This window comes from Paenibacillus sp. J31R109 (assembly GCF_059692055.1).
In genome coordinates this window covers 34,713-60,673 of sequence record NZ_JCAUAR010000010.1, presented here as the reverse complement: position 1 = coordinate 60,673, position 25,961 = coordinate 34,713, and the positions used below count along the sequence as shown (strand labels likewise).

Annotated in this window: 23 protein-coding genes and 1 riboswitch; of the genes, 15 read left to right on the top strand and 8 right to left on the bottom strand. The window is 45.7% G+C overall.

What is annotated here, in order from left to right; translation table 11 throughout:
- The first annotated feature begins 66 nt into the window (after nucleotides 1–66).
- Nucleotides 67–1,965: an excinuclease ABC subunit UvrC gene (uvrC, locus tag AC58QT_RS22745; protein WP_497411039.1), complete on the top strand. Its 1,899-nt coding sequence runs from the start codon at nucleotides 67–69 to the stop codon at nucleotides 1,963–1,965.
- On the opposite strand, the gene AC58QT_RS22740 is transcribed toward uvrC, so the two are convergent.
- Nucleotides 1,925–3,565 carry a CPBP family intramembrane glutamic endopeptidase gene (locus AC58QT_RS22740; protein ID WP_497411038.1) on the bottom strand — a complete coding sequence of 547 codons (1,641 nt, stop codon included), beginning with the start codon at nucleotides 3,563–3,565 and terminating at the stop codon, nucleotides 1,925–1,927. The genes uvrC and AC58QT_RS22740 overlap by 41 nt on opposite strands.
- A gap of 208 nt (nucleotides 3,566–3,773) precedes the next feature.
- Between AC58QT_RS22740 and AC58QT_RS22735 the strand changes: the two genes are divergently transcribed.
- Genes AC58QT_RS22735 through AC58QT_RS22725 form a run of 3 tightly spaced genes read left to right on the top strand, consistent with a single transcriptional unit; the run spans nucleotide 3,774 to nucleotide 6,611 of the window.
- A complete protein-coding gene (locus AC58QT_RS22735; protein ID WP_497411037.1) occupies nucleotides 3,774–5,126 on the top strand; it encodes a TrkH family potassium uptake protein in 1,353 nt (450 codons plus the stop codon).
- Nucleotides 5,127–5,139: 13 nt separating this feature from the next.
- Nucleotides 5,140–5,802, top strand: coding sequence for a potassium channel family protein (locus AC58QT_RS22730; protein WP_310502337.1), 663 nt, complete (start codon nucleotides 5,140–5,142; stop codon nucleotides 5,800–5,802).
- Between the two features lie 53 nt (nucleotides 5,803–5,855).
- The gene (locus AC58QT_RS22725) at nucleotides 5,856–6,611 is read left to right on the top strand and encodes a response regulator transcription factor (RefSeq protein WP_310502336.1); all 756 of its coding nucleotides are present in this window, start codon (nucleotides 5,856–5,858) and stop codon (nucleotides 6,609–6,611) included.
- Nucleotides 6,612–6,620: 9 nt separating this feature from the next.
- Here the strand turns inward: AC58QT_RS22725 and AC58QT_RS22720 are convergent, their stop codons facing one another.
- Complete coding sequence (locus tag AC58QT_RS22720) at nucleotides 6,621–7,517, bottom strand: LysR family transcriptional regulator (RefSeq protein ID WP_497411036.1); 897 nt, start codon at nucleotides 7,515–7,517, stop codon at nucleotides 6,621–6,623.
- A 277-nt stretch (nucleotides 7,518–7,794) separates the two neighbouring features.
- On the opposite strand from AC58QT_RS22720, the gene AC58QT_RS22715 reads away from it, so the two are divergent.
- The 6 genes from AC58QT_RS22715 (at nucleotide 7,795) to AC58QT_RS22690 (ending at nucleotide 14,485) form a co-directional block, all read left to right on the top strand.
- Nucleotides 7,795–8,451 (top strand): succinate dehydrogenase cytochrome b558 subunit, encoded by a 657-nt coding sequence (locus AC58QT_RS22715; protein ID WP_310502379.1) that lies wholly within the window; start codon nucleotides 7,795–7,797, stop codon nucleotides 8,449–8,451.
- Nucleotides 8,452–8,467: 16 nt separating this feature from the next.
- Entirely contained in the window at nucleotides 8,468–10,231 is a 1,764-nt protein-coding gene (gene sdhA, locus AC58QT_RS22710; protein ID WP_497411035.1) for a succinate dehydrogenase flavoprotein subunit, read from the top strand.
- Between the two features lie 2 nt (nucleotides 10,232–10,233).
- On the top strand, nucleotides 10,234–10,998 hold the full coding sequence (gene sdhB, locus AC58QT_RS22705) for a succinate dehydrogenase iron-sulfur subunit (protein ID WP_310502333.1): 765 nt from the start codon (nucleotides 10,234–10,236) through the stop codon (nucleotides 10,996–10,998).
- Between the two features lie 630 nt (nucleotides 10,999–11,628).
- A riboswitch (guanidine-I (ykkC/yxkD leader) is annotated at nucleotides 11,629–11,739 on the top strand.
- A gap of 65 nt (nucleotides 11,740–11,804) precedes the next feature.
- Nucleotides 11,805–12,824, top strand: coding sequence for an ABC transporter substrate-binding protein (locus AC58QT_RS22700; RefSeq protein ID WP_497411034.1), 1,020 nt, complete (start codon nucleotides 11,805–11,807; stop codon nucleotides 12,822–12,824).
- A gap of 22 nt (nucleotides 12,825–12,846) precedes the next feature.
- Nucleotides 12,847–13,665, top strand: a complete 819-nt coding sequence (locus AC58QT_RS22695) for an ABC transporter permease (protein ID WP_497411033.1) — start codon at nucleotides 12,847–12,849, stop codon at nucleotides 13,663–13,665.
- A gap of 1 nt (nucleotide 13,666) precedes the next feature.
- Entirely contained in the window at nucleotides 13,667–14,485 is an 819-nt protein-coding gene (locus tag AC58QT_RS22690) for an ABC transporter ATP-binding protein (protein ID WP_497411032.1), read from the top strand.
- A gap of 61 nt (nucleotides 14,486–14,546) precedes the next feature.
- On the opposite strand, the gene AC58QT_RS22685 is transcribed toward AC58QT_RS22690, so the two are convergent.
- Entirely contained in the window at nucleotides 14,547–15,335 is a 789-nt protein-coding gene (locus AC58QT_RS22685) for a phytanoyl-CoA dioxygenase family protein (protein ID WP_497411031.1), read from the bottom strand.
- Nucleotides 15,336–15,563: 228 nt separating this feature from the next.
- Here AC58QT_RS22685 and AC58QT_RS22680 point away from each other — a divergent pair, with 228 nt between their 5' ends.
- Nucleotides 15,564–16,625 carry a LacI family DNA-binding transcriptional regulator gene (locus AC58QT_RS22680; RefSeq protein ID WP_497411030.1) on the top strand — a complete coding sequence of 354 codons (1,062 nt, stop codon included), beginning with the start codon at nucleotides 15,564–15,566 and terminating at the stop codon, nucleotides 16,623–16,625.
- Nucleotides 16,626–16,634: 9 nt separating this feature from the next.
- On the opposite strand, the gene AC58QT_RS22675 is transcribed toward AC58QT_RS22680, so the two are convergent.
- Nucleotides 16,635–17,615 (bottom strand): cation diffusion facilitator family transporter, encoded by a 981-nt coding sequence (locus tag AC58QT_RS22675; protein WP_310502328.1) that lies wholly within the window; start codon nucleotides 17,613–17,615, stop codon nucleotides 16,635–16,637.
- Nucleotides 17,616–18,098: 483 nt separating this feature from the next.
- Nucleotides 18,099–18,704 (bottom strand): hypothetical protein, encoded by a 606-nt coding sequence (locus tag AC58QT_RS22670; RefSeq protein WP_497411029.1) that lies wholly within the window; start codon nucleotides 18,702–18,704, stop codon nucleotides 18,099–18,101.
- A 191-nt stretch (nucleotides 18,705–18,895) separates the two neighbouring features.
- Between AC58QT_RS22670 and AC58QT_RS22665 the strand changes: the two genes are divergently transcribed.
- Nucleotides 18,896–19,957 carry a glycoside hydrolase family 88/105 protein gene (locus AC58QT_RS22665; protein WP_497411028.1) on the top strand — a complete coding sequence of 354 codons (1,062 nt, stop codon included), beginning with the start codon at nucleotides 18,896–18,898 and terminating at the stop codon, nucleotides 19,955–19,957.
- Nucleotides 19,950–21,632: a DUF8769 domain-containing protein gene (locus tag AC58QT_RS22660; RefSeq protein WP_497411027.1), complete on the top strand. Its 1,683-nt coding sequence runs from the start codon at nucleotides 19,950–19,952 to the stop codon at nucleotides 21,630–21,632. The genes AC58QT_RS22665 and AC58QT_RS22660 overlap by 8 nt, the downstream gene beginning before the upstream one ends.
- A gap of 83 nt (nucleotides 21,633–21,715) precedes the next feature.
- Here the strand turns inward: AC58QT_RS22660 and AC58QT_RS22655 are convergent, their stop codons facing one another.
- Nucleotides 21,716–22,663, bottom strand: coding sequence for a helix-turn-helix transcriptional regulator (locus AC58QT_RS22655; protein WP_497411026.1), 948 nt, complete (start codon nucleotides 22,661–22,663; stop codon nucleotides 21,716–21,718).
- Nucleotides 22,664–22,665: 2 nt separating this feature from the next.
- Nucleotides 22,666–23,616, bottom strand: coding sequence for a magnesium/cobalt transporter CorA (gene corA / locus AC58QT_RS22650; RefSeq protein WP_497411025.1), 951 nt, complete (start codon nucleotides 23,614–23,616; stop codon nucleotides 22,666–22,668).
- A gap of 120 nt (nucleotides 23,617–23,736) precedes the next feature.
- Here corA and AC58QT_RS22645 point away from each other — a divergent pair, with 120 nt between their 5' ends.
- Nucleotides 23,737–24,483, top strand: coding sequence for a hydroxypyruvate isomerase family protein (locus tag AC58QT_RS22645; protein WP_497411024.1), 747 nt, complete (start codon nucleotides 23,737–23,739; stop codon nucleotides 24,481–24,483).
- Between the two features lie 649 nt (nucleotides 24,484–25,132).
- Here AC58QT_RS22645 and AC58QT_RS22640 read toward each other — a convergent pair.
- Complete coding sequence (locus AC58QT_RS22640) at nucleotides 25,133–25,402, bottom strand: hypothetical protein (protein ID WP_497411023.1); 270 nt, start codon at nucleotides 25,400–25,402, stop codon at nucleotides 25,133–25,135.
- A 164-nt stretch (nucleotides 25,403–25,566) separates the two neighbouring features.
- On the opposite strand from AC58QT_RS22640, the gene AC58QT_RS22635 reads away from it, so the two are divergent.
- Nucleotides 25,567–25,929 carry a group I truncated hemoglobin gene (locus AC58QT_RS22635; protein WP_497411022.1) on the top strand — a complete coding sequence of 121 codons (363 nt, stop codon included), beginning with the start codon at nucleotides 25,567–25,569 and terminating at the stop codon, nucleotides 25,927–25,929.
- The last annotated feature ends 32 nt before the right edge of the window (nucleotides 25,930–25,961 follow it).

Genomic DNA, 25,961 nt, shown 5'->3' with positions numbered 1-25,961 from the left:
CTGCTATGCTGAGAAAGAGCTTTTTTTTTCATTCGCGATGATTTTTTCTGGAAGGAGATTTAGAGGATGACTGACTTCGAGCAAGAGGACGTTGACGTCCGCGAACAGAGTCTGGAAACGATCCGGCACAAGCTATCTTTATTACCTGATAAGCCGGGCTGCTATATTATGAAGAATCATCAAGGCACGATTATTTATGTAGGTAAAGCTAAAGTATTGAAAAATCGTGTGCGCTCCTATTTCACGGGGAGTCACAGTGCCAAGACGCAAAAGCTAGTCAGCGAAATTCGCGACTTTGAATATATTATTACCTCCTCTAACATGGAGGCACTCATTCTTGAGTGTAATTTGATTAAGCAACATCATCCTCGTTATAACGTGCTGCTCAAGGATGATAAGACGTTTCCTTATATCAAAATTACACATGAAGAGCAGCCGCGTCTGGAAGTCACGCGGCGAGTGTATAAGGATAAGGGGAAGTATTTCGGCCCTTATCCGAATGCTTTCGCAGCCCAGCAGACGAAGAAGCTGCTGGATCGGTTGTATCCGCTGCGCAAGTGCAAGACCATGCCCGATAAAGTATGCCTATACTATCACATGGGGCAGTGTCTCGCGCCTTGCGCACTAGAGGTATCCGCGGAAACGAATGAGCGGATGGTGCAAGAGATCAGTCGTTTCCTGAACGGGGGACACGACATCATTAAAGAAGAGCTGACGACCAAGATGTTGGCGGCAGCGGAAGAACTGAACTTCGAGCGCGCGAAGGAGCTGCGCGATCACATCATGAGCATCGATGCGCTCATGGAGAAGCAGAAGATCACGACGGCGGACGCGCTGGATCGCGATGTGTTCGGCTACGCCGTCGACAAAGGCTGGATGGCGGTGCATATTCAGTACATGCGCCAGGGCAAGCTCATTGAGCGGCATGTATCGCTCTTTCCTTACTACGGCGATGAATACAACGATTTCATGACGTATGTATCGCAGATGTACGCCGATAACCCGGCGTTGCCGAAGGAGATTTTCCTGCCGACGATGCCGGAGCCGGAAGCGCAGCAAGAGGCATTGGCCGAAGGAGTCCGGCGCACGGAGGGCGAGGAGAAGGAGATTCGCGAAGCGCTGGAATCGTGGCTCAAGGTCAAGGTGCATATTCCGCAGCGCGGCTTGAAGAAGCAAATGGTCGATATGGCTAGAGACAATGCCGTGAATGCGCTGAAGGAGAAATTCCAGCTCGTGGAGCGCGATGAGCGTCGTACGACCAAAGCTGTAGAGAACCTCGGTGAATGGCTCGGTATTGGCACAATTCGCCGCATTGAGGCTTTTGATAACTCGAACATCCAAGGGACGAACCCTGTTTCTGCCATGGTTGTATTTGTTGATGGTAAACCTGATCGCAAGGAATACCGGAAATATAAAGTGAAGACGGTCGTTGGACCGGATGATTATGAAACGATGCGGGAAGTCGTCAGACGACGCTATGAGCGCGTGCTGAAGGACAATCTCACGATGCCAGACTTGATTGTTGTCGATGGGGGGAAAGGGCAAATCTCCGCCGCAATTGACGTTCTCGAGAATGAATTGGGCTTATATATTCCGATTTGCGGACTTGTGAAGGATGCCAAGCACAAAACAGCTCAGCTGATGATCGGTGATCCTGCCGAGATTGTTCCGCTGCCGCGGGACAGCCAGGAGTTTTATCTGTTGCAGCGCATTCAAGATGAAGTCCATCGCTTCGCGATCACGTTTCATCGGGAAACGCGGGCCAAGTCGATGGTCGTCTCACAACTCGATGCCATTCCTGGCATCGGGGAGAAGCGCCGCAAGGCGCTGCTGAAGCATTTTGGCTCCGTGCGCAAAATAAAAGAGGCCGAAGTCACGGACTTCAAGCCTCTGGGTATTGGTGAGAAATTAGCAAGTGAAATTATCAAAGCACTTCAAGGCGAGGCGGCGGCTCCCCAGGAATAGGGGGCTTTCGCCTTTTTTCATGCAACCAGGCCAAGCCTACCCCGACAAGTCCGGGGAGTATCAGGTACAGAAGGCCAGCAAGTACATCGCCAACATTACCTAACGAGAAGAGGGACAAGCCCATCAGAATGCTATCCATGCAGGCATGGGCAAATATAGCGGTGATGAACCCATATTTCAAAAAGACATAACCGAGAATGATACCGATGATCGTGACCTCGATGAGTCGCGTGTATACGGGATAGATCGGATACTGCGTATGACTAGCTGCCCAGATTACACTAGGAAGCAGGATGGCTATGAAGTTGTTGCGGAATAGCTTCTTAAAAAGAATAATGCCTAGAAACCGGAAAGTGGCCTCCTCCGAAATAGCCGCAACCCACGCCATCAACGGGAATAATCGAGGTTCGAGCATATTGAGTACGGAATCCGACGGATCATTGACGGACCATACATCGAATTTCATTTCGCCTGCATAAAATAAGACTTGCTGAACTCCTAGGACGAAGATAGCTAACAAATAGCCGCGTCCCATTCCGTCATATACCTCTTGGCCAAATCTATTCTCTTTCCAGCTAGGCCATTTATTCTGACCAATGGAGTTCCAAAGGCCGATGCCTGCGACCAGTGAAAGATAGAGCGAAATCCCTAAAAGGAGTGTGATGGCACTCATAAATAGGATTGTAAACCGTACAGCAAAATCACTGTTCATATCCCCGCTCATCACTCGAAAAGCCGGATACATATTCACATTATTCATGATATAAATGACTAAGAAGATGGTTGTTAGGAGCAAACCTCTGCTGAATCGGATATGTTTTCTATAGATAATGGCAAAAACGATAGCGGCAAGTGTCATTAACAAGCTGAACCCCATGGATACCCACGTCATGCGTGAAGCGGAATCGTCTTGCTTAGTAAGCCAATCTAGGTGAGAAGCAGGAAGTTGGAAGTTAACTTGAAAGCCGGTGAGACTCGTCTGATCGAAATCCACGCGAACCTGAAGCTTAGCCTCGCCGATTGGATTCGTGCGTTTTTCGAAGTGAAGTGTTGTTTGTTCCTCTGTCGAATTATTTCTAGTTTCGTCTATTCGGCTGAAATCCTCTGGATCAAAGCCCATTTGACGAAGCTCGACCTTCGCTAGCGTATCTGCTTTCGTCTTACTGATCTGTGAGGATTGTCTTGTCGGATTGATTTCTAGATTTTCATGCCAGCCGATGATGGATGAATTTGTATAATTCACATCCACTTCAAACTGCCGTTTCGTTGTAGGATCCTTTACACTAACTTGATAATAGTCAATAGGGAACCGTTCGCCGTATTGTTTCGTATAAGATTCTAGTAATTTTTCTTTTTGAAAATAGCCGTTTCGTTCTTTCTTAGATTGATAGACAACGTAAGTTTGTGGATTATGCAGCTCATATCGCTGGCGAATGAAGGAAGCCGCACTTTCTGCTGCTTGTTGTTTGGAGATTGTGGGCATATCCGCTGGGGATGCTTCTTCCTCGTGTAGTCCGTACAACATCGAAACACCGAAATAAAGGAGCAGTCCAATACAACACAAGAAGAGCAGAGAACGATTAAATTTCAGCCTGCGCATAGTCAATTCCCTTCTGAACTCAGGATTCTCGATCATTTCTCAACGTTAACACAGTTTAATAAGAATGCCAATTTGGCTGGCAAACATTCGGAAACAATTATATAATACCTATCAATTGCTAATTATCGGAATTTCTACATTTTGAACGGGGAACTCTATCGTATAGGCAAAGCGGATTTTGATTATTTTTACAAATGCAGGAGGCACGATGAATACAAAACTGAATATATGGCGACTAACACCTCCTCAAATACTGGTTTTAGGTTTCGCTGTGATTATCCTTATTGGAGCGGGGCTATTGACGCTGCCTTTTGCCTCGGCGACAGGTCAGTCCTTGTCCTTTATTGATGCACTATTTACTTCTGTATCTGCGACCACGGTGACAGGGTTGATTGTCGTAGACACGGGGAGCTCATTTACAACGTTTGGACAAATCGTCATCATTTCTTTGATTCAAGTAGGTGGGCTTGGTTTTATGACAATGGCCACACTAGTCGCTTTCGTTTTTCGGAAACGAATCACTTTGAAGGAACGACTTGTCCTGCAGGAAGCCTTAAATCAAGGCAGCATGGAGGGGATCGTACGGCTCATTCGCAAAGTTATCATTTATTCGTTAACCATTGAAGCGATTGCCGCAGTCATTTTTACCATTCGATTTTCGTTTGATTTTGGCTTTGCCAAAGGACTCTATTTCGGGATCTGGCATGCGGTGTCCATGTTCAATAATGCTGGCTTTGATTTGTTCGGTACGGTTGATGCTCCTTTCGTTTCTCTTACCGGATATGTGGGTGACATTGTAGTGAACTTTGTTGCTATCATGTTGATCATCCTAGGTGGAATTGGGTTCATCGTTATTTCCGATATGATGGATCTCCGCAAAAAGAAGAAGCTATCCTTGAACTCCAAAGTTGTTCTCAGCATGAGTGGATTACTATTGGTTGTTGGTGCACTTGGTATTTTTATATTCGAGTTTACAAATATCAGAACCTTAGGTTCCTTAGAATTTGGTTCCAAAATGCTCTCATCCTTCTTCCAATCCGCAGCTACAAGGTCAGCAGGTCCGAATACGGTCGATATTAGTGCGTTACGTCAGGCATCTCAATTCCTTATGATTATTCTTATGTTTATTGGTGCTTCTCCAGGATCGACGGGCGGAGGCATCAAGGTAACTACCTTTATGATTTTGATCAGCGCCATTATAACCATGATTCGTGGAAAAGAAGATATTGTTGTTTTCCGGTATCGCTTAGCGAAAGATCGCATTCTTAAAGCCATTACGTTAACCATGATGTCCTTATTCTTAATTATTATCGTCACTATGATTTTATCTACAACGCAGGATTCGTCCTTTATCAAAATCTTGTTCGAGGTTACATCGGCATTCGGTACAGTGGGCCTGACCATGGGATTAACGCCGGAGTTAACGGCATTTGGCAAGGTGCTAATCAGTATAACGATGTTTGCAGGGCGTCTAGGAACCGTCACACTAGCCTATGCGCTGCAACCAAAGCAGGAAAAAGAATTATTTAGATACCCTGAGGGGAAAATTACGATTGGATAGGGGTTACAGCAAGATGAAGAAGAAACAATATGTGGTAGTAGGGCTAGGCAGATTCGGGTCAAGCCTTTCTAAAGAATTAATGAAGCTTGGACATGAAGTGTTAGGGATTGACATGGATGAAGAAGTCGTGAACGATATGAGTGATCAGTTGACACATGCGGTTGTCGCGGATGCAACGGATGAAGATGTGCTCAAATCTTTAGGTATTCGTAATTTTGATTGTGCTGTCATCGCCATTGGGGATGATATTCAATCCAGTATTTTGACAGCCATTGTGATGAAAGATTTAGGGGTTAACCAAGTGGTTGCCAAGGCGTTATCCGAGCTTCACGGAAAAGTTCTGACGAAACTAGGCGTCGATCGCGTCGTCTATCCGGAACGTGATATGGGCATTCGTGTAGCCCATCAGCTAGTGACCCCGAATTTATTAGATTACATTGAAATTTCGAAGGACTATACAATTGTTGAATTGAAGGTGCCGAAACGTTTATGCGGCTTTACAATTCAAGAGTTGGATCCGCGAGCGAAGTATGGTTGCAGTGTTGTGGCGATTAATAAGCAGACAGGGGTTATCATTGCACCGCAAGCAGGTGACAAGGTGAATGAGAACGACATCATGGTACTCATTGGAACGAACAACCAGATTAATGATTTTGAAAGTCAAGTTATCGGCTGATCACACATTCCATGTCCTGCAGCGAGTGAAATTTTGATGAAGGTGGACAACGCATGTATAAGGTACTCATGATCGAAGATGATGCGATGATCGGTGATATGGTCACGATGTATTTGAAAGAAGAGGGTTTTCATATCATCCGTAAGGAGAATGGCATGAGTGGCATCGCGGCGATCCCACAATTTCAACCAGATCTAATTCTGTTGGATTGGGTGTTGCCAGACATGGATGGGCTAGCGATATGTCGACAAGTTCGTGAAAACTCAAGTATACCGATCATGATTGTTTCGATGAAAAATAAAATCGTGGAACGTGTGAATGCGCTAGGTGCAGGCGCGGATGATTTCATGTGCAAGCCATTCAGTATGCATGAATTGATTGCCAGGGCTCATGCGCTCATTCGTCGAGCTAAGATGTATCCATCCATGAACCAGCTTCAGGCGACACAGTCGGAACCACGAGATGTGAACGAAGTTGAAGTGCCTAAAACGGCTGCCGTATCGGCGGTTATGGATAAACACGATAAAATAACGCTCAACATAAATACGCGTTCTATGAGTGTGTATGGCGAGATCGTAGAAACGACCTATTCCGAATTTGAGATTATGAAATGCTTCATCAACAACCCTGGGCGCGTGTACAGTCGGGAAGATTTATTGCAGACGGTTCGCGGTTTTGACTCTTTTGTAACGGACAGGGCGATTGATGTACATATTGCGAATCTTCGGAAGAAGATTGAAGATAACCCCAAAGAGCCGAAATGGATTCGGACGGTTTGGGGTGTTGGTTATAAATTCGTACGCATGTAATAGGCGGAGCTAGCGGTGCTTAGCGAAGTATTGGATAGCTTGGGCGACGAACTTCATGGATTCTGCATTGTCAGCAGAGTGATCGGAGTAGATAAGCGAGGTTGTTCGCTTCGTTTGTTCCAGTTCCTGGAGTTCTCTCAAAATTAGTTCATTATTCTGAATTAAATCTTCACGCAAATAGGATTTGGGTAATAATGTCGCTGTTTTGCAAGTGGAAACAAGCCGGATAATCGCTTCAAAGGAGTCGATCTCCATTTGAACGTTAGGAAAGATCGTGAAACGATTGAATAGCTCGTCCATCAAAATGCGGTACCAAGTCCCTTTCGAAAAAAGGATCATCGGCAATTCATTTAAGTCCTTCATTGTAATTTCCGCCTGATCGATTAAAGGATGTCCGGATGGGAGCACTAAGCAGAGATGATCATCGAACAGTGGTTCACAATGCAGACTTGTCGCATTAATCTGAGAGGCAACGATGCCGATATCCACTTTGTTGTCTTTCACTAAGGAGACAATCTCATGGGTTTTGCCAGTTAGCAGCTTAATATCCGTCAGTGGATAATCCTGCAAGTAATCGGTGATCAGATCAGGCAGTGTAGCTTGGAGTGTTGTAAGTGAAGCGCCGATGGTCAGTGATGAAGTACTGCCAGCGGCTTTAAAGCTATGGAGAGCTTGCTTGAACTTTCGTTCAAGAAGACGTTTCTCCAAGGCGTGATCATAGCAGAGTTGCCCCGCTTTGGTTAACTCCAGTCGTTTTCCCTTCCGGATAAAAAGCTCCACGCCAAGCTCATCTTCCAGCTTCATAATTTTCCGTGAAAGTGCAGGTTGTGAAATGTTTAATAATTGTGACGCTTTGTTAAGACTGACTTGTTCGACAACAATGGCGAAAACATCTAACAGCTCCATACGTTTACCTCGCCTCTATATGTGAAATAGTTATAAGTAGATATAAAAAAACGGCACTTCCATTATAAGCATGAAAGAGGTACGATGTACATGTCACAAATTATCTATATTTCGTGAACCTTTGTGTATAATCATTGAATGAATTGGCAAAATAGGCGTGGATGATTATGGGTTGACGCTCGTTTGCGGCGAGAGTACAATGATATGTGGCTTGTTTTTGTCAAAACTTGTCGGATGTTAATTGTGTTTGAATTTTGTTGAGGGGGGAATTGGTTACATTATGAGTAATTCGTATTACTTTCGTAAGATCCACTCGTTACTAGGTGTCATTCCAGTGGGCTTCTTCCTTATTGAGCATTTGCTCACTAATTATGAAGCTACCAAAGGACCTGAAGCCTTTCTGGATCAAATTAACTGGTTGAACGATTTGCCGTTGAGATTGTTATTGGAAATCGTGGGGATTTGGCTTCCACTTCTTTACCATGCCGTTTATGGACTTTATGTAGCCTATCAATCACGTAATAACGTATCTAGCTACGGGTATTTCCGTAATACGATGTTTATGTTGCAACGTGTAACAGGGGTACTTACTTTCTTGTTCATTGCATGGCATCTATTCGAGACTCGTATTCAGGTTGCGTTAGGCAATGTGGCGCATGAGGCACTTGGGAACACGATGCATGATATTGCAACGAATCCAGTAGTTTTCACGCTATACTTGATCGGGATTGTATCCGCAACATTCCATTTCACGAACGGCCTATGGTCATTCCTTGTTAGCTGGGGTATTACAGTTGGACCGCGTGCGCAACGCTTTTCGACCATCATTACAATGGGCTTGTTCGTTCTAATGACAGTAATGTTTATTATGTCATTAACTGCATTTACAGGTACAGAATTTTCAGTTCCAGTAGAAGCGCATACGGGGAAATAAGGGAGGGTGAACAGAAGTGGCTAATTCAAAAATCATCGTCGTCGGCGGAGGCCTTGCGGGACTCATGGCGACAATTAAAGCGGCAGAGGCCGGAGTTCATGTGCAATTGTTCTCCTTGGTTCCTGTTAAACGTTCCCACTCCGTATGTGCGCAAGGCGGCATTAACGGTGCGGTGAATACGAAGGGTGAAGGTGACTCCACATGGGAGCACTTTGATGATACAGTATACGGAGGAGATTTCTTAGCGAATCAACCTCCAGTTAAAGCATTATGTGACGCGGCTCCAGGTATCATTCACTTGATGGACCGGATGGGCGTTATGTTTAACCGTACACCAGAAGGTTTGCTTGATTTCCGTCGTTTCGGTGGTACCAAATATCACCGTACAGCATTTGCTGGTGCAACGACAGGTCAACAACTTCTATATGCTCTGGATGAGCAAGTACGTCGTTGGGAAACAGCAGGTCTCGTAACGAAATTCGAACACTGGGAATTCCTCGGTTCTGTTATTGATGACGACGGTGTATGCCGTGGTATCGCCGCACAAGATTTGCGCAGCATGGAAATTCAAACGTTCCCATCAGATGCAGTCATCTTGGCAACAGGTGGTCCTGGTATCATTTTCGGCAAAACAACGAACTCCGTAATTAACACAGGTACAGCTGCAAGCGCGGTTTACCAACAAGGTGTGAAATACGCTAACGGTGAAATGATTCAAATTCATCCAACGGCGATTCCTGGAGACGACAAGCTGCGCTTGATGTCCGAATCTGCACGTGGTGAGGGCGGTCGTATTTGGACATACAAAGACGGTAAGCCTTGGTACTTCCTTGAAGAGAAATACCCAGCGTACGGTAACCTTGTTCCTCGTGATATTGCAACGCGCGAGATCTTCTCCGTGTGTATTGATCAGAAACTAGGGATTAACGGCGAGAACATGGTTTACTTGGATCTTTCTCATAAAGACCCGAAAGAGCTTGATATTAAGCTCGGCGGTATTATGGAAATTTACGAGAAGTTCATGGGCGACGACCCGCGTAAAATTCCAATGAAGATTTTCCCAGCTGTTCATTATTCGATGGGCGGCATGTGGGTTGACTATAACATGATGACGAACGTACCTGGTCTATTCGCAGCAGGTGAGTGTGAGTATCAGCATCACGGTGCAAACCGTTTGGGCGCGAACTCCCTTGTTTCTGCTATCTATGACGGTATGGTTTCTGGTCCTAAAGCGGTTGAGTACATTCGCGGTTTATCCAAACATGCGGATGATACATCATCGATCATCTATGACCGTGAGAAGAAACGTCATACAGATCGTTATGAAAGCTTGCTCAAAATGAACAACGGTACGGAGAATGCGTACGTGCTTCATAAAGAGCTTGGTGACATGATGAATGCGAACATGACAGTTGTGCGTTACAACGATCGTTTGACAGAAACGATTGGCAAGATCAAAGACTTGAAAGAGCGTTACAACAACATCAACATTACAGATACAGCACGTTGGAACAACCAAGGTGTTGCGTTCACACGCCAGCTTTGGAACATGTTCGAGCTTGCTGAAGCGATGACGGTTGGCGCCTTGATGCGTGATGAAAGTCGCGGCGCGCACTACAAGCCAGAATTCCCAGAACGTGATGATGATAACTTCATGAAAACGACAATCGCCGACTGGACGCCAGATGGTCCTAAGATTTCGTATGATGAAATTGATGTATCGTTGATTAAACCTCGTAAACGTGACTACTCCACGGAGAAGAAAAAGGAGGGATCCTGATCATGGCGGAGACACTAAGTGCAACGAAAACTGTGAAGTTTATCGTGACTCGTCAAGAGAGTCCGGATTCTAAACCTTATACAGAGGAGTTTGAAATTCCTTACCGCGCGAACATGAACGTGATCAGCGGTTTGATGGAAGTTCAACGTAATCCTAAAAATGCGAATGGCGAGAAAACAACACCCGTATGTTGGGAATCCAACTGTCTGGAGGAAGTATGCGGCGCTTGTTCCATGGTTATCAATGGGAAGCCTCGCCAAGCTTGTTCCGCGCTTGTAGATAAGCTGGAGCAGCCAATTCGCGTAGCACCTATGAGCACGTTCCCCGTTATGCGTGACCTTGTAATCGATCGTGGACGCATGTTCAACGCGTTGAAAAAGGTTAAGGCATGGGTTCCAATCGATGGAACATACGATCTTGGTCCTGGACCGCGTATGGCCGAGTCGAAGCGTCAATGGGCTTATGAGTTGTCCAAATGTATGACATGCGGCGTGTGTTTGGAAGCTTGTCCGAACGTTAACGACAAAAACTCGTTTATCGGGCCTTCCGCATTATCGCAAGTTCGTCTCTTCAACGCTCACCCAACAGGTGAGATGAACAAAGACGAGCGTTTGGATACGCTGATGACAGATGGCGGTATCGAAGGCTGCGGTAACTCGCAGAACTGCGTACGCTCCTGTCCGAAAGGGATTCCACTTACAACGTCGATCGCAGCGTTGAATTTGGATACGACGAAGCACTTGTTCAAGAAATGGTTAGGCGTGTAAGTTAAGTTGCGCTGACAGATAAAAGCCTGGCACCCTTTGGGGTGCTGGGCTTTTTTTTGCGGTGGAGTGTGTCTCATATTCATCGGACTATTGGCACTATCCCTTTGGCTCAGAAGAAAAGGCTGCTGAATGTTGGAATGAAAATTGTAACCTGAGCGAAGGGGATAGTAGAGATAGTGAGAAGCAAGAGGGTAGTGGGAGATTGTGAGAAGGATTGGGTGTATGTCACTCAGTCGGTGCCGGGAATAGGTACACAGATACTCCCCGCAGAGTCTCCTGTATTGGAACAACAAAAAGACCTGAGTCAGACACTCAGGTCATCTTCATCATGTGTAGAGGTTAGTGAGCTGCGGGGATTGACACGCTTACACTTGCATCATGATTATTTATAGGGGAAATCAATTGATGGCGTCACGGCAGGTGGGATAGTCTTCTTATCTAACATAAGAATGTGGAAATGAATCGAAAGCATCGCGACACCTCCGAATAGCTCATATATATGTTATATAATATTACGCATAAGAGCTTTTTGACAACCTTTTATTTATTTGTGTTATATATATTGACATGACTCGCTAATCTAAGTATGATATAGACAAAAGTAAGACAACGAAGAAACAACCGCATAGCAAACTTGTTTTCTAGGGTTCCGCGATAGAATGAAGGCTATCGGTCAGGTCCAAGAGAAGACACACGATGAGTACCTCATCGTGCACACGGAGGGATAAAAGCCCGGGAGGATATCAGGATATGATATCATTCCGGGCTTTTTCCTTATCATTTTATACAGAGAGGGAGTTCGGAGAATGAGACAAAAAACAATATTTCTGATGTTGGCGGTATTATTAACTTTTACAGTAATCAGCGGGTGTGGCAGCAAAGAAGCGAGTACGTCAGCTGGAGGCAGCAAAGAGCCAATTAAGTTGGCGCTTAGTCCATGGCCGGGCTGGTTCGTGTGGTACCTCGTGAAGGAGAAGGGCTTTTTTGAGAAGAATGGCGTGAACGTGGATCTGGTCTGGTTCCCTGTATACAGTGACTCCTTATCCGCACTCGCTTCAGGTAAAGTGGATGCAAATAGTCAAACGTTGAGCGATACACTAGCTCCAGCAAGCAAAGGCATTAAGCTGAAAGCTGTGCTGGTTAATGATAACTCCAATGGCGGCGACGGTGTGGTCGTGAAGCCAAGTATTAATTCTTTGAAAGATTTGAAAGGGAAGAAAGTCGCTACAGAGCTTGGAACAGTCGATCATCTTCTGATGCTGACAGCGCTTGAGAAAGCAGGATTAGCCGAGAAGGATGTCTCATATACGAATATGACAGTCAACGATGCAGGGCCAGCGTTCATAGCGGGCAATCTGGATGCTGCAGTACTCTGGGAGCCTTTCCTAAGCAAAGCCATTCAAGAGGGGAAAGGGAAACTGCTCTTCTCATCCAAGGATACACCTGGGTTGATCCCAGACTTGCTGGTGTTTAAGGAAGAAATTACGAAGAATCGCCCAGACGATGTGAAAAAGATCATTAACGCTTGGTTCGATGCTTTGGACTACTGGAAAGCTAATCCAGAGGAGTCTCTGAAAATTATGGCCAAAGCTGCAGAGACGCCTGTCGATGAATACAAAGCTGGTGTGGATAGCGTGAAGATATTCCAGCTGGAGGATAACGTCAAAGCTTTCGCCAAAGGGGATTCCTATGAGTCTCTAGCCTTTACTTCTGTGAAAACAGCCGAATTCTTAAAAGGCTTGGATATGCTTAGCACAATACCGAAAGCGGAAACCTTCTTGGACGGCCATTTTGTTGAGGAAGTTATGAAGGAACGCAAGAAATAAAGGCTGAACAGGAGGACTGCAGATGGAAACACTGATGAAAAGAAGACGTAAGTCTACATTGTTTGCCATACGAGGTGAGATAAGCCGTAGAGCCTATTTGTCTGGTGTCGTACTTATTGTTGCGATAGTCTTATTATTATGGAGTGTAATGAGCTACGGCGAATTCGTTAATCGCACCTTTCTTCCAACGCCTGACCAGGTACTACGGCAGTTTGGGATTCAATTACAGAACCCCGTGTTCTGGGATCATGTTTGGATTAGTATTTTCCGAGTTGGCGGTGGATTCTTGCTTGCTTGTTTAATCGGGATTCCACTCGGGATTTTGGCGGGAACATTCCGGTTTGCTGAGGCATTGTTTGTACCTGGCGCTGAATTCATTCGGTATATGCCTGCGACGGCATTCATTCCTTTGATTATGGTATGGGCGGGGATTGGCGAATGGGCGAAAATTCTCGTTATCTTCTTGGGATGCTTCTTCCAGCTGATGTTGATGGTTGCAGACAATACACGGTCGGTGTCCAATGATTTGCTACAAACCTCCTATACGCTTGGCGCGAAACGGTGGCAGGTGATCGAAAAGGTGCTGATTCCAGCACTATTGCCAGATTTGATGAACACGCTGCGCTTAATCATTGGGTGGGCATGGACGTATCTGGTAGTTGCAGAGTTGGTTGCAGCTAGCAGTGGTCTTGGATTTTCGATTATGAAGGCGCAGAGGTTTCTGAACACGGATCAAATTTTTGTAGGCATTATTGCGATAGGATTGCTAGGCTTATTAACGGATCGCACATTTGCTTATTGTCATAAGCGGTTTTTCCCATGGTTGGAAGGAGGGCGTTAAGATGGAAGCTTTGAATCTAGTAGATAACAGCGCGCCCTCATCTGGGAAAAGTGCAGCGGTGCGTAAAATAGATGCTGTCGAGGTTACGAAGGTTTACAGTTCGAAGAAATCGCAGTTCGTCGCTTTGGATCGTGTATCCTTTCATGTAGATGCCCATGAATTTGTTAGTTTCGTTGGTCCTTCAGGCTGTGGAAAGTCATCTTTATTACGTATCATTGCTGGTTTGGAGCCCTTGACGATGGGGGATTTGAGTATCAATGGTCATGAAATTGAGGGTCCAGGTGCCGATAGAGGCATGGTTTTTCAGAGCTATACCTTGTTTCCCTGGTTATCTGTGCGAGAGAATATCGAGTTCGGCTTGACGCTAAAGGGAGTTCCTTTGTTTGAAAAGAGAGCCATATCCGATCATTTCATGGAGCTTGTCGGTTTGCAGAAATTCGCAAAATCACTGCCGAAGGAGCTGTCGGGTGGCATGAAGCAGCGGGTTGCCATCGCGCGAGCGTTGGCGAATAATCCGGATGTGCTGCTGATGGATGAACCGTTTGGAGCGCTTGATCCGCAAACGAAGAATGCCATGCAGGAGCTGTTGCTGCGCATTTGGGAAAAGGAGAAAACGACGGTTGTTTTCATCACGCACGATATCGAGGAAGCCATCTTTTTATCGCAACGGGTGTATGTGATGCAGGCGCATCCTGGAACGATTCGCAGTGAGATTGTCATCCCGCACGGACTGCGGCAAGTAGAGGATGTGAAGGACTCGGAAGCTTTTGTGAAGCTGAAGAAGCAGATTATTTCGTTGATTGGGCATCACGACGAGTAATACAAAAGGGTACTACATGCAGATGAATCTGCTGTAGTACCCTTTTTTGCATAGGAGGAAACTATTCGGACTGAGGAGCTGACGCTAATACGGGAAATAGTCGGCCACGCAGGAGATCGCCTTCCTGAAAGGCGCTGCTACGGGTTAACTCGTGGTTGCTTTTACCATCAAAGGTAGCATTCTCCGGCATGTAGACGATGGTTAACACGCGACGCGCTTTGTCGGACTTATTGGCATGTGCATAATGAAAGGTGAGTCCATGGTGAAGTGTGAAGCTGCCACGCGTAAGAGGTACGTTGACCGGGCGACGGAGGTTGGTGCTAGTTTCCTTGGATAGTTCAAGTAAATCAATGGGATGTAGGAAGTCGACATTGGTCAGTTTGCCTTCTTTGTGAGAGCCTGGGATGAACGATAAGCACCCGTTGACTTCATCAACATCATGCATAGGCAGCCATAAGGTGAGCACATTCGATTCATGCATCGGAAAATAGGTAGCATCTTGATGCCAAGGCGTAGGTTTGGAGTCTCCGGGCATTTTCCAGAAAGCTTGATCATGGAATAAGCGGACGCCTGATGAATCTGAAAATTGTCTCGCGATATCAGCAAGCTTCGGACTTAACACATAGAGAGCCATACCTGCGGAATCGCGCCACGTATTCATTTTGCTGTTCAAAATTTTGAAGTAGTCAGAGTCCTTGTCCACACTGCTCGTGTGATCGCCTTCGATCGCCATGACCTCGTCGAGGTAAGCGCTAAGCTCGTTCATTTCTTTTTCAGACATGACACCTTCTAACTGGACAAAGCCATTTTCTTCATAAAATGCGATCTTCTCTGCGGGTACATGATACATGCGAGGTCACCTCTTTGTTCAAAATGGGTAGATATGCGAATCATTAGTTCAGTTAGATTCATCATACTATGGAGCTTATTTTTCAGTAAGTAGAGAGGAGGGAAATTTGGTGGATATGCTAAATGGGATAGGGACTTTTGGATTTGCGCAATAAGAAGGCCAGTCATTTGACGATCCAATTGCTTCTAGCTACAATATGTTTAAGCGTTTCAAGAATGAGGGCATGGGATGAAAAAAAACAAACAAGCTACCATCGTCGATGTTGCCACTGAGGCAGGTGTGTCCATTGCGACGGTGTCGAATGTGATTAATCGCAGAAAAGTTCCAATGTCACCGGAAACGATCCGCAAAGTCGATGAAGCGGTTGCGCGGTTAGGTTACCGTCGGAACGTGATGGCGACCAATTTGAGCCGGCGGCGCTCGAATGAGTTGGGGCTAATTCTCCCGCATTTTGGCGGGTATTATGGCAGATTTGCAGAAAAGCTGGAACAGAGGTTTCACAGCTATGGTTATCATTTATCCGTGTTTTCAGCTGCAGGCATGGACCCTGAGGTTGAGACGCGGCATATTGAGCATTTATTACAAAGGCGTGTGGACGGGTTGGTCTCACATGGTTTGGCCATCAGTATGCATTCCACGCAGCAGTTGGTCGGCGAAGGTACGCCGCTCGTCATATTTAACGGCTGGGACTGGCCGAATGAGATTACGAAGCTGGCGGTAAATTTGGATTTTGCCAAGGCATCGAGTCAGGCTGTACAGTACTTCCTTGCACATGGCTGTCGAGCTGTCTTCTATGCGGGCAGACGTAAGGGAATGGGCGCCAATGAGCAGCGGATCGAAGGTTTTCTAGCAGGGCTGGGCGATCAAACAGAGTCAACCGTGCATGCACTTTTGGATGCTGGCGAGCTAGGAGTATCAGAAACCTTAGATGAAGCCTTGCGTGTGAGCGGCGAGATGAGGCCTATTGGTATTTACACATTCAATGATGCCCTAGCGTTGGAGTTGATTGCTGAATGCCATGCGCGAGGTATCCGTGTTCCCGAGGATGTGCAACTTATTGGGATGGATAATGAGCATTTTGCCAAAGCGAGCTTTCCGTCCATTACGAGCTTTGAGATGCCGGTGGAGCTGCAAACTCGTTTAGTCGCGGCTTTCCTCATGCGGCAGATAGGGGAAGAGTTGGATGAGGAAAGTGCGAAGCTACTCGATTCGTATTTAGCCCAAATGAAGGGGCACGAGTTGCTCATCGATATGGAAATGGTTGTGCGGAACTCGACGCAGAATAAATAAAACCGTACATCACTTCGGAAGAGGTGATGTACGGTTTGTTTGTTGTTTGATCTGTTTTTGCTGTCGCAGAAAATCCTTTCCGTACGTGCCATGCGGATTAATGTCGGCGTGCTCGACTTGAATCGTGGCATGCTCGATGCCATACTTGCTTTTTAGCGTTTCATTAATGGCCAAAATGACGCAGAACGGTTGTATGTTCGGGCTAATGAACACATGGGCAGTCAGCGAATAATGGTCGGTCGAAACCGCCCAGAGATGCATTTCATGCACATCTTCTACGCCTTCTACCTTCGCGATAACGGAGCGGATTTCATCTAAATTAAACCTTTCAGGGACAGATTCCATCAGGATCATGAAGGATTCTCGGATAATTTTGCCCCCACCTGTAAAAATAATGCCCCCAATGACCATCGAAATCAGCGGATCGAACCAGAGGAGGCCAGAGTAATAAATGATAATAGCTGAAATGATGACACCAACAGAGCTTAGTAAGTCGCCAAAAAAGTGCCAAAGTGCGCTCTGCACATTCAGATTATCTTCCTCCTTAACGCTGTTATGGAGAACAAGTGTGAGCACGAGGTTAACGACGAAACCAATGGAAGCAATGCCAAGCATAAGACCCAATTGTATGGGTTGAGGGTGGATGACACGCTGGACACCTTCGATAAAAATACCCAATGCGATCATACACAGTGCTAATCCGTTGAGAAATGAAGCGATAATCTCAAAGCGCAGGAATCCAAAAGTGAAGCGGGCGTTAGGCTGACGCGTAGCTAAATGTATGGCCACCATGCTTAGACCTAATGCAATGACGTCTGAAATCATATGGGCAGAATCGGACAAAAGAGCCAGGGAATTCGAGAGCACCCCACCGACAATTTCAACAATCGTAAAAAATGCAGTTAACATGAGGGTGACCCACAGGGTTTTTCTTGACTTACTTTGTACTTTCACATGGTGGAGATGATGATAGTCATACTCGACGCTCATAGGGTTCCTCCTTATTTAGAATCATTCTAATTAACATGTATTTAGTATATGCCACATAGGTGAAAGGTGCAACTAAAATTGTGGGAGGATTTTGCATATAATAAAGCGTTTTCTATTTTGTAACAGAAATGAAATATTCCTGTTATGGTTCCATAATGTTCACTTGGTAATATAATAAACAAGACCCCCTTTTTAATATAAACTTTTTAGAACCCGGCCCCGTTGGCTGGGTTCCTTTTTTTATGAAGTTACGAAAATGATTCATCCCTCGCTAGATTGGTTAAATCTTCTTATGAAGAATTTACATCTAGGAGGGATGAAGTTTGAGTAAAAAACTCGCAAAGCGCAGACGTTCACCTCTGGCCTTATATCTTGCAGCACTGACAGTTACCATAGCAATTAGTAACATAGAATGATGTATATGAAACAAGAAAAGCCCAGTGATGGGCTTTTTTTGCTGTCAGAGCGTGAGTTTCCTCTATATTAATCAAACTGAACCTCCTGATCCAAAATAATCTCCTTAGGCGGAGACTCCATCGGGCTGGCATACGGAATTAAGGCAAAATGCAGACCCTCCACATGATCAGGTAAACGAGGTGTGACGAGATAGGTGATTTGTGTCTGACCGCCACCACCTCTTGAACCATTTCTGACGATGCGATAGTGTTCACTTCCTTGAATATCAAGTTGGAGCTGTGGACGGAAGTTGCTGAAATGTGCATCAATTGGACGGAGCTTAATTTCGACGTAAACAATACTACTGTGCTGATGCTGCATCGCATGTGTCAATGTATATGCAAAGTCACCAACCACCGATGTCTTCATGATGGGCATCACATGCTCCAAATCACCTGGTTCATTCGGCATGACAGGGTAATGCTCATTCAGACTGTTCAGCAGCCAGTTGATCTGTGGGATCTCGATCCCGAATCGAGCAGACCATTCTTGCAAGACTTCCTTCTCTGGGTAAAACCGTCTTTCTTTTGCAAGGGATTTGCGCTCTGTTAAAAGCTGAAGAAGGGATTCATCAATCTTCCTCATTTCATCACTGTATTCATTAGGCACTTTATGTAATTCAGACCAAGCCATCGTCTATACCTCCATTTACCAGTTGTATCCATTTAGTATAAGGGTAAAATAGCAGCAGGAAAAGTTTTGTGATAATTCGGTACGTTTTTCTGGACGATTCCCCATGTTTTTGAGACGGAAGCCCAAGCAACTCTTATGCGAATGATGCTACGCTGTAGATAGTCATTTAAGAAGAGGGAGCTGCTGAAGCAATGAATTCTACGTATGCAAACAACGCGAATAAGGTATGGCAAGAAATGATAAAGGATCATTCCGGTGAATGGGGAATGGACATTCATCACTGGGACTGGGTACCAGGTGTGGGTGTGATTGCGATGTTGGAATATTACGAGGCTACTCGCCATACAGAAGTAATGGCCTATTTGCAGGAATGGGTGAAGCTGAATAGTGAAAAAGCTAAAGGCACCAAGGTTATCAATTCGATCGCGCCTTATGCGATTTTCCCAGCACTATACCGTGCTACTCATGATGAATGGTTCCGAGATGAAGCGGTTCGCGTAGCTGAATGGCTAATTAAGGAAACGCCGCGAACAAGGGAAGATGCCTTCGAGCACACGGTTACGGAGAATGTGGCATTCGCTGAACAGGTGTGGGCGGATACGATTTTTATGGCGGTCCTGTTTCTAGCGAGAACGGCTTCTTTAGTCGGCAATACCACTTATGCAGAAGAGGCGTTGAAGCAGGTGTTGATTCACCTTCGTGTGCTGCAGGATGACGAGACGAATGTGCTTTTCCATGGCTGGAATTGCGCCTCTGGGGATCATATGTCGGCCGCACGTTGGACAAGAGCGAATGCCTGGATCGCAGCAGGTATTCCACTAATCGTGGAAGAAATCAAACAGTTGGTTGTGATTCCAGATGAACTTCAGGAGAGATATGGACGCCTCATGAGCGGATTGCTGGCGTACCAGCAGGAAGATGGGCTGTGGAGTACGGTCATGGATCAGCCTCATTTTGATAGGGAAGTGTCAGGAAGTGCGGGTATTGCCTATGGTTTATTGAAAGGGATGGAGCAGGGCTTAATTCCTCGTCGGGAAGAGACTGCTACTTCCGTGGAGCGGGTGTTTACTTCCATTTTTCCATATATTACGGAGGAAGGTGTCGTGAATGGGGTGTCCGGCGGCACACCCGTGATGCCAACGATTCAGGCTTATCAAGACGATATCCCAACGTACCCAACGCTTTACGGACAAGGTCTCGTACTCATGCTGTTCGCGAAAGTACTTCAAATGGAGATGGTGAAACATGGATAGAGATGGAATATTAAAGGCAATTCAGGCTGCGGAGAAGCAGTATGATGCAGGCGTTAAGTTAGTTCGTACTCCTCTCACGGCAACGTATCATACGGCGCTCAAGCCAGAGCAGCATCCTATTGTATACGCTTTGTATCCTTCCACTTGTTATGCGTACGATCTACTCCGCTACGGTGGAGAAGCCTATTCACTTAGGGCGGCAGAGATTCTCGAGGTCGTCATTGCTCAACAGGATCAAGATGCAACTCGTGCTTCTTACGGGATCTGGCCTTATTTTTATGAAGAATCGCTAGATGAAATGGATCGTCCGGACTGGAACATGGCGGATTTCCATGGAAAGCGTTTGGTTCTTATTTTGAAAAAGTATGCAGACTCCCTTCCGCAATCATTGGTGAATCAGATTCGTGAGGCGATTTATCACGCTTGCCAAGCCATCATGATTCGAAATGTGGGACCTCATTATACGAACATTGCGATCATGGGGGCATTTGTAACACTGGTTGGTGGCGAGCTGTTGGGAGATCATGAGATTCAGAGTTATGGGGAACAGCGCTTGAAGCGATTCCATGTGTTTACTTCAAGTATCGGTACGTTCTCGGAATACAACAGTCCATGTTATTCACCACTTGCAATTGAAGAGCTGGATAGCATTTATCAGGAGTCGCATTCTACGGAGGCTGTAGCGCTTGCTGAGCAGCTATTGGATATTGCTTGGGGGATGATTGCGAAGCATTACCATCCAGCTACTGGCGAGTGGGGTGGCCCATACAGTCGGACTTATTCCACGTTAATGACAGAGCGAGAGAAGCATTTCCTGGGAAATGCACTTACCAAGGAAACGACAGGGATAAAGTGTCCAGAGCAGTATCATGCTTATTTTAGCTCTAATGAGGAACGGTATTTCATGGAGCCAACGTTGCTGGTAGCAGAGACTGGGTATCAAAACTATGCGACGACGTATCAAAATGACAAGCTTTCGCTCGGAAGCTACACGATCGGGAGTATGTGGAATCAACGTCGTAATTTATTAGCCTTCGTGGATGTCGGCGGGAAGAAAGTATTCGTTCAGCTGCAGTTTTTAAAAGATGGCCGTGACTTCTGCTCTGCCATTTTCACGGGCGTGCAATCACGTAATCAGGTGCTGTATAGCTTTAATTTGGCGACGGATAATGGCGATTGGCATCAGGATTTGGATGTGATCAACGGCAAATTCCAAGCGAAGGATCTGCGTATTCGATTGTTGCTCGGCGGTGATCTGCAAGAACTCGAGCTGCCTACTTTGGTGGAGGGGAAACGTCTGACGACGTTACTTGGAGATACGCAGCTTCGTATAGAAGCTATTCTGGAGGAGTCCGATTACGGCTCTCTTGAGGTTGCAGCAGAACGCAGTGGAGATGAGCTTTATTTGGATTATGTCGTGTATGCGGGTGAGGAGAAGGCGTTTGATTTCCACGCGATTCAAAAAGCTGTCTGGCTGTTCCAACTTTCCCTTGGCAATGCGGATGACCAACTGCCGGTGATTGATGTTCGACAAGCGGGAAATTCTGTGACAGCTACAATATCGACCAAGGAAGATCAGATGTCGATTACGGTGCCAACAGTACCGGGGAAGACAAATGATTTTTATCGGAATAATCGGGTACAGCTGCCGCAAAACTTACTGCAAATGAGGTAAGTGTTAACGCAATTTGAAAAGGGAGTCACGAAAGAGGTACAGGGAGGATATCCTGTACCTCTTTTTTGTCGAGTTGGTCATCATTACCACAATGTCCTGTTCTTCCGTTTTAAAGCCTCGATACGATACTGCTTCGGTGTCATTCCTGTTTCCTTTTTAAATATATGGAAGAAATGCGACATGTCGCCAAAACCGACGGTTGATGAAACCTCAGAGACGGCCAAATCCGTCTCCATCAGCAAGCGCTTTGCTTTATTCAAGCGATACTCAATCAGGAATTGTTTAATGGTCGTACCCGTGGTTTCTTTAAATAAGGTGAAAAGCTGCGAACGCGATACGGGAAAACGCGATACGATATCCTCAATCAACAAGGACTCTTGATAATGCCCAATCAAGTAGGAAAGTACATCATGGGCGAGATGATGGAAGCCTGTAGGTTTCGATACATGCTCACCTTGCTCATCCTGCAAGCCAAATAGGATAAGGAAAAAGTCAGCGATACTTCGCAGCACAACGAGCTCATAACCCATCTCACGCGTGAGTAAAGCCTGTGTCAGCTCAGCGAATATCGACTGGACACGATCTAACTGTTGAGCGCTCAGGAAATAATGACTGGAATCTGGATGATGCTTGGTAAGCAGCCGGGAAATGGATAAATCCGACAACTGACAAATCGTGTGCAGGTGATCTAAATAAGACTCATCTATGGATAAGACATAGCGGTGGAATTCTTTGCTTTGTCCGTGGAACGGTCGATGAATGACATGGGGATGAATGATCGTTAAACTCCCAGCATGTAGTGGATATATGCGATCACCAACAAGGTAGGTGCCGCTGCCCTGCAGGACAAGGTAGATTTCATAGCCATTATGTGAATGCAGCAACTGCTGTTCGAGCGGAATCGTCCGAAATTCACTGTGTACAGGGTAGGTAGCTAGGAAATGATTCGTATAATCATCAATAGCATAGCTGAATGGTTGCTCCTCCGAAGGTTCAGGACTCTGCAGCTCTGGTACTGGTAACTTCTTCATTACTATTTAAACCAACCCTTCTTCTGGAACCAGCCGAACATGCCTAATCCAATGCCCACCATGATGATGAGTACGGCAAAATATCCCCAATGCCACGCTAACTCAGGCATATAGCTAAAATTCATACCATAGATACCAGCAATAAACGTTAATGGCATGAAAATCGTTGTAATCACCGTCAATGTTTTCATAATCGTGTTCATACGGTTCGAGTTAAGTGAGATGTAACTGTCACGTATGTCAGCAGTAATCTCGCGATTCGAGTCAATCATTTCAGACAGCTTAAGTAGATGATCGTGGATATCCGTGAAAAAGACGAGATGCTCACGTACCTGCTCAATCCGATCCGTACTAATAATTCGGTACAGAAGGTCACGCATCGGGACAATTGTTCGGCGTAACTGCAATAGCTGGGAACGAATTTCAAAAACTTGATTCATTAATGCATCAATAGCTTCTGCCTTCATGTTGTTTTCCATATCATCAAGTGCATCTTCAATTTGATAGACACCAGGGAAATAATGATCGACAAGATTATCTAGAATTAAATACGCGGCATAGATCTGGCCCTGGTTTCGCATGTTTACTTGCTGGGATACGCGAGTCCAGGCATCTTCTATTTCTCTGGATTCATGCAAATGAAACGTGACGATATAGTTGCTCCCGAGGAACATATCGACTTCTTCCGCTTCCAGAGTCTTCGCATTAATGGCATGCATGACAAAGAAATGAACATCTGTATAATGATCGATTTTTGGTCGTTGCATGAAATGAAAGCAGTCCTCAATGGCGAGGGGATGAAAATGAAAATGATCCTTTAGCTCTGCGGCTTCCTGCTCATCTGGGTTAAAGAAATCAACCCAGTACCAACGAATTGATGGCGCGGCAAGCTCCTCAAGAGGAAGATCATGTATCACGGAGTAGTCGGTTGTGACGGCAAGTGTTCGTATCATAGTGAGACTCCTAGTTATATCATTTTGGCTACTACGGACTTCAATCGTAGTTTTTTACATAGGCATTTGCTTCATTTTACCATACAATAGGGAAAGATTAGAATGGAAAGAGGGATTGGGATGAAGCTCTCCGTTTGTATGGATGCGCTCTATAGAGGGCGTGATTTTAGGGAAAGTGTGAATGAGTTGAAAGAGATTGGTTACGATACGATTGAATTCTGGTCCTGGTGGCAAAAGGATGTGGACGTCGTTGCAGAAGCAGTAGCTGAAGCGGGTGTCTCGATATCGACATTTTGTACAAAATTCACAAGCTTAGTGGATCCTGCTCAACGTAATGCTTATCTGGAGGGACTCATCGAATCGATCGCCGTTGCCAAGCGATTGAATTGTACCCAGCTCATTACCCAAGTAGGACAAGAACTTGAAGGCGTGTCGCGAGAGGCACAGGCGCAATCACTGATTGAAGGACTGCGGGCATGTGTGCCTATTTTGGAAAAAGAGGGCATAACGCTGCTCATTGAGCCGCTGAATACGCGTGTCAATCACCAAGGGTATTTCCTAGCTTCTTCAGAAGAAGCTTTCCACATCATAAAACAAGTTGGAAGCCCATTTGTGAAGATCTTATTTGATATCTATCATCAACAAATTACTGAAGGAAATGTGATCGCTAACATTCGAGAGAATATTGCTTGGATCGGTCATTTTCATGCGGCAGGCAACCCTGGCAGACATGAGCTCGACAATGGTGAGTTGAACTATGAACAGATTTTCAAAGCTATTGATGAGACTGGATTTGAAGGGCATATGGGGCTGGAATATTTCCCGCTCGAGGCACCGCAGGTTGGTCTTCGAAAATTGCTGAAGTAAAGACCACGTGGAGTGTCAGTTGGGAATTTCAAACAATTTGTAACACAATTGGAACATTCCCGTTACAGTCCTCTAACATAAGAAGGGTATTATAATAAACAAGACCCCCCTTTTTTAATATAAACTTTGGATCTGGCCCCGTTGGCTAGATCCCTTTTTTTGTTTGGGGCGGGATGTTAGCAAGGACGTCTCGGAGGGAGGCAGGTGCGAAAGAGCGACTGAGCGAGCAAATTCGGGCGTCTCACGCGAGAGTTTCGTCCGTCGAGCTCGTGTTTTGGAGCTGAGACGTCGAATTTCGACGTCTCGGAGGGAGGCAGGTGCGAAAGAGCGACTGAGCGAGCAATTTTGGACGTCTCACACGAGAGTTTCGTCCGTCGAGCTCGTGTGTAGGGACTGAGACGTCGAATTTCGACGTCTCGGAGGGAGGCAGGTGCGAAAGAGCGACTGAGCGAGCAAATTTGGACGTCTCACACGAGAGTTTCGTCCATCGAGCTCGTGTGTAGGGACTGAGACGTCGAATTTCGACGTCTCGGAGGGAGGCAGGTGCGAATAGGGTATGGTATGATTCAGGCAGAAGGAACTCGAATCCTTGTAGACGCTACAGACCGAGTCTATTTAAAAAGAGCAGCCTCAGCTGCCCCTTTAGTTCCTATGATTGTATGCGAAAACGTTGCAGCAGCAAATATCCGCTTATGCTTGTGGTTCTTTTCTGGTAGACGATTCTGAAATCGTCCAATAAACACCCTAATGCCGTACTAAGCAAACCATTGGTGACCAAGGTAGCCCGGCAAGGTTGTGAACTGCCAATTACACGTACTGCAGTAATCCTTCGCGGAGAGCCTGCAATCAAAGGATTTCTAGACCAACGGATCAAAACTAAGTCAGGTTGACGAACAGCTCTAACTTTACTACAAGCCATTCCAATCACCTCGTTTCTAGTTAGCATCTCTAACAGTATATAGAATGCATACTAGATTGACGGTGTGCGGGACAAGGGCGGAGTCCGGAATCATTAGATAATTTTGCAACATCTTGGATAATATAAGGGGATGTCTTTTATTTCTGGAGGAGGATATATAGATAGTGAGTGAAACAACGTTATACGAAAAGCTTGGAGGAGAAGGGGCTATTACGGCTGTAGTGGACTACTTCTATGAGCTGGTTTTGGCGGATGAGACCGTCAATCACTTTTTTATCAACACCGATATGGAAAAGCAACGCAAGCATCAGGCAAAATTTATTAGTTTTGCATTAGGGGGGCCTAACCAGTATACAGGGTCATCCATGGCTAAAGTGCATGCTGGGATGAATCTGCAGGAGGCACATTTTACAGCGATTGTGACACATCTTCATGATGCGCTTGCTCATTATGAGGTGGGGGCAGATAAGATTGATCAAGTGTTGGCGAAGGTGTCTACGTTGAAGGATGATATTTTACACAAATGAGATGACCAAAGTCGCGTAAGCATGTCTGCAAA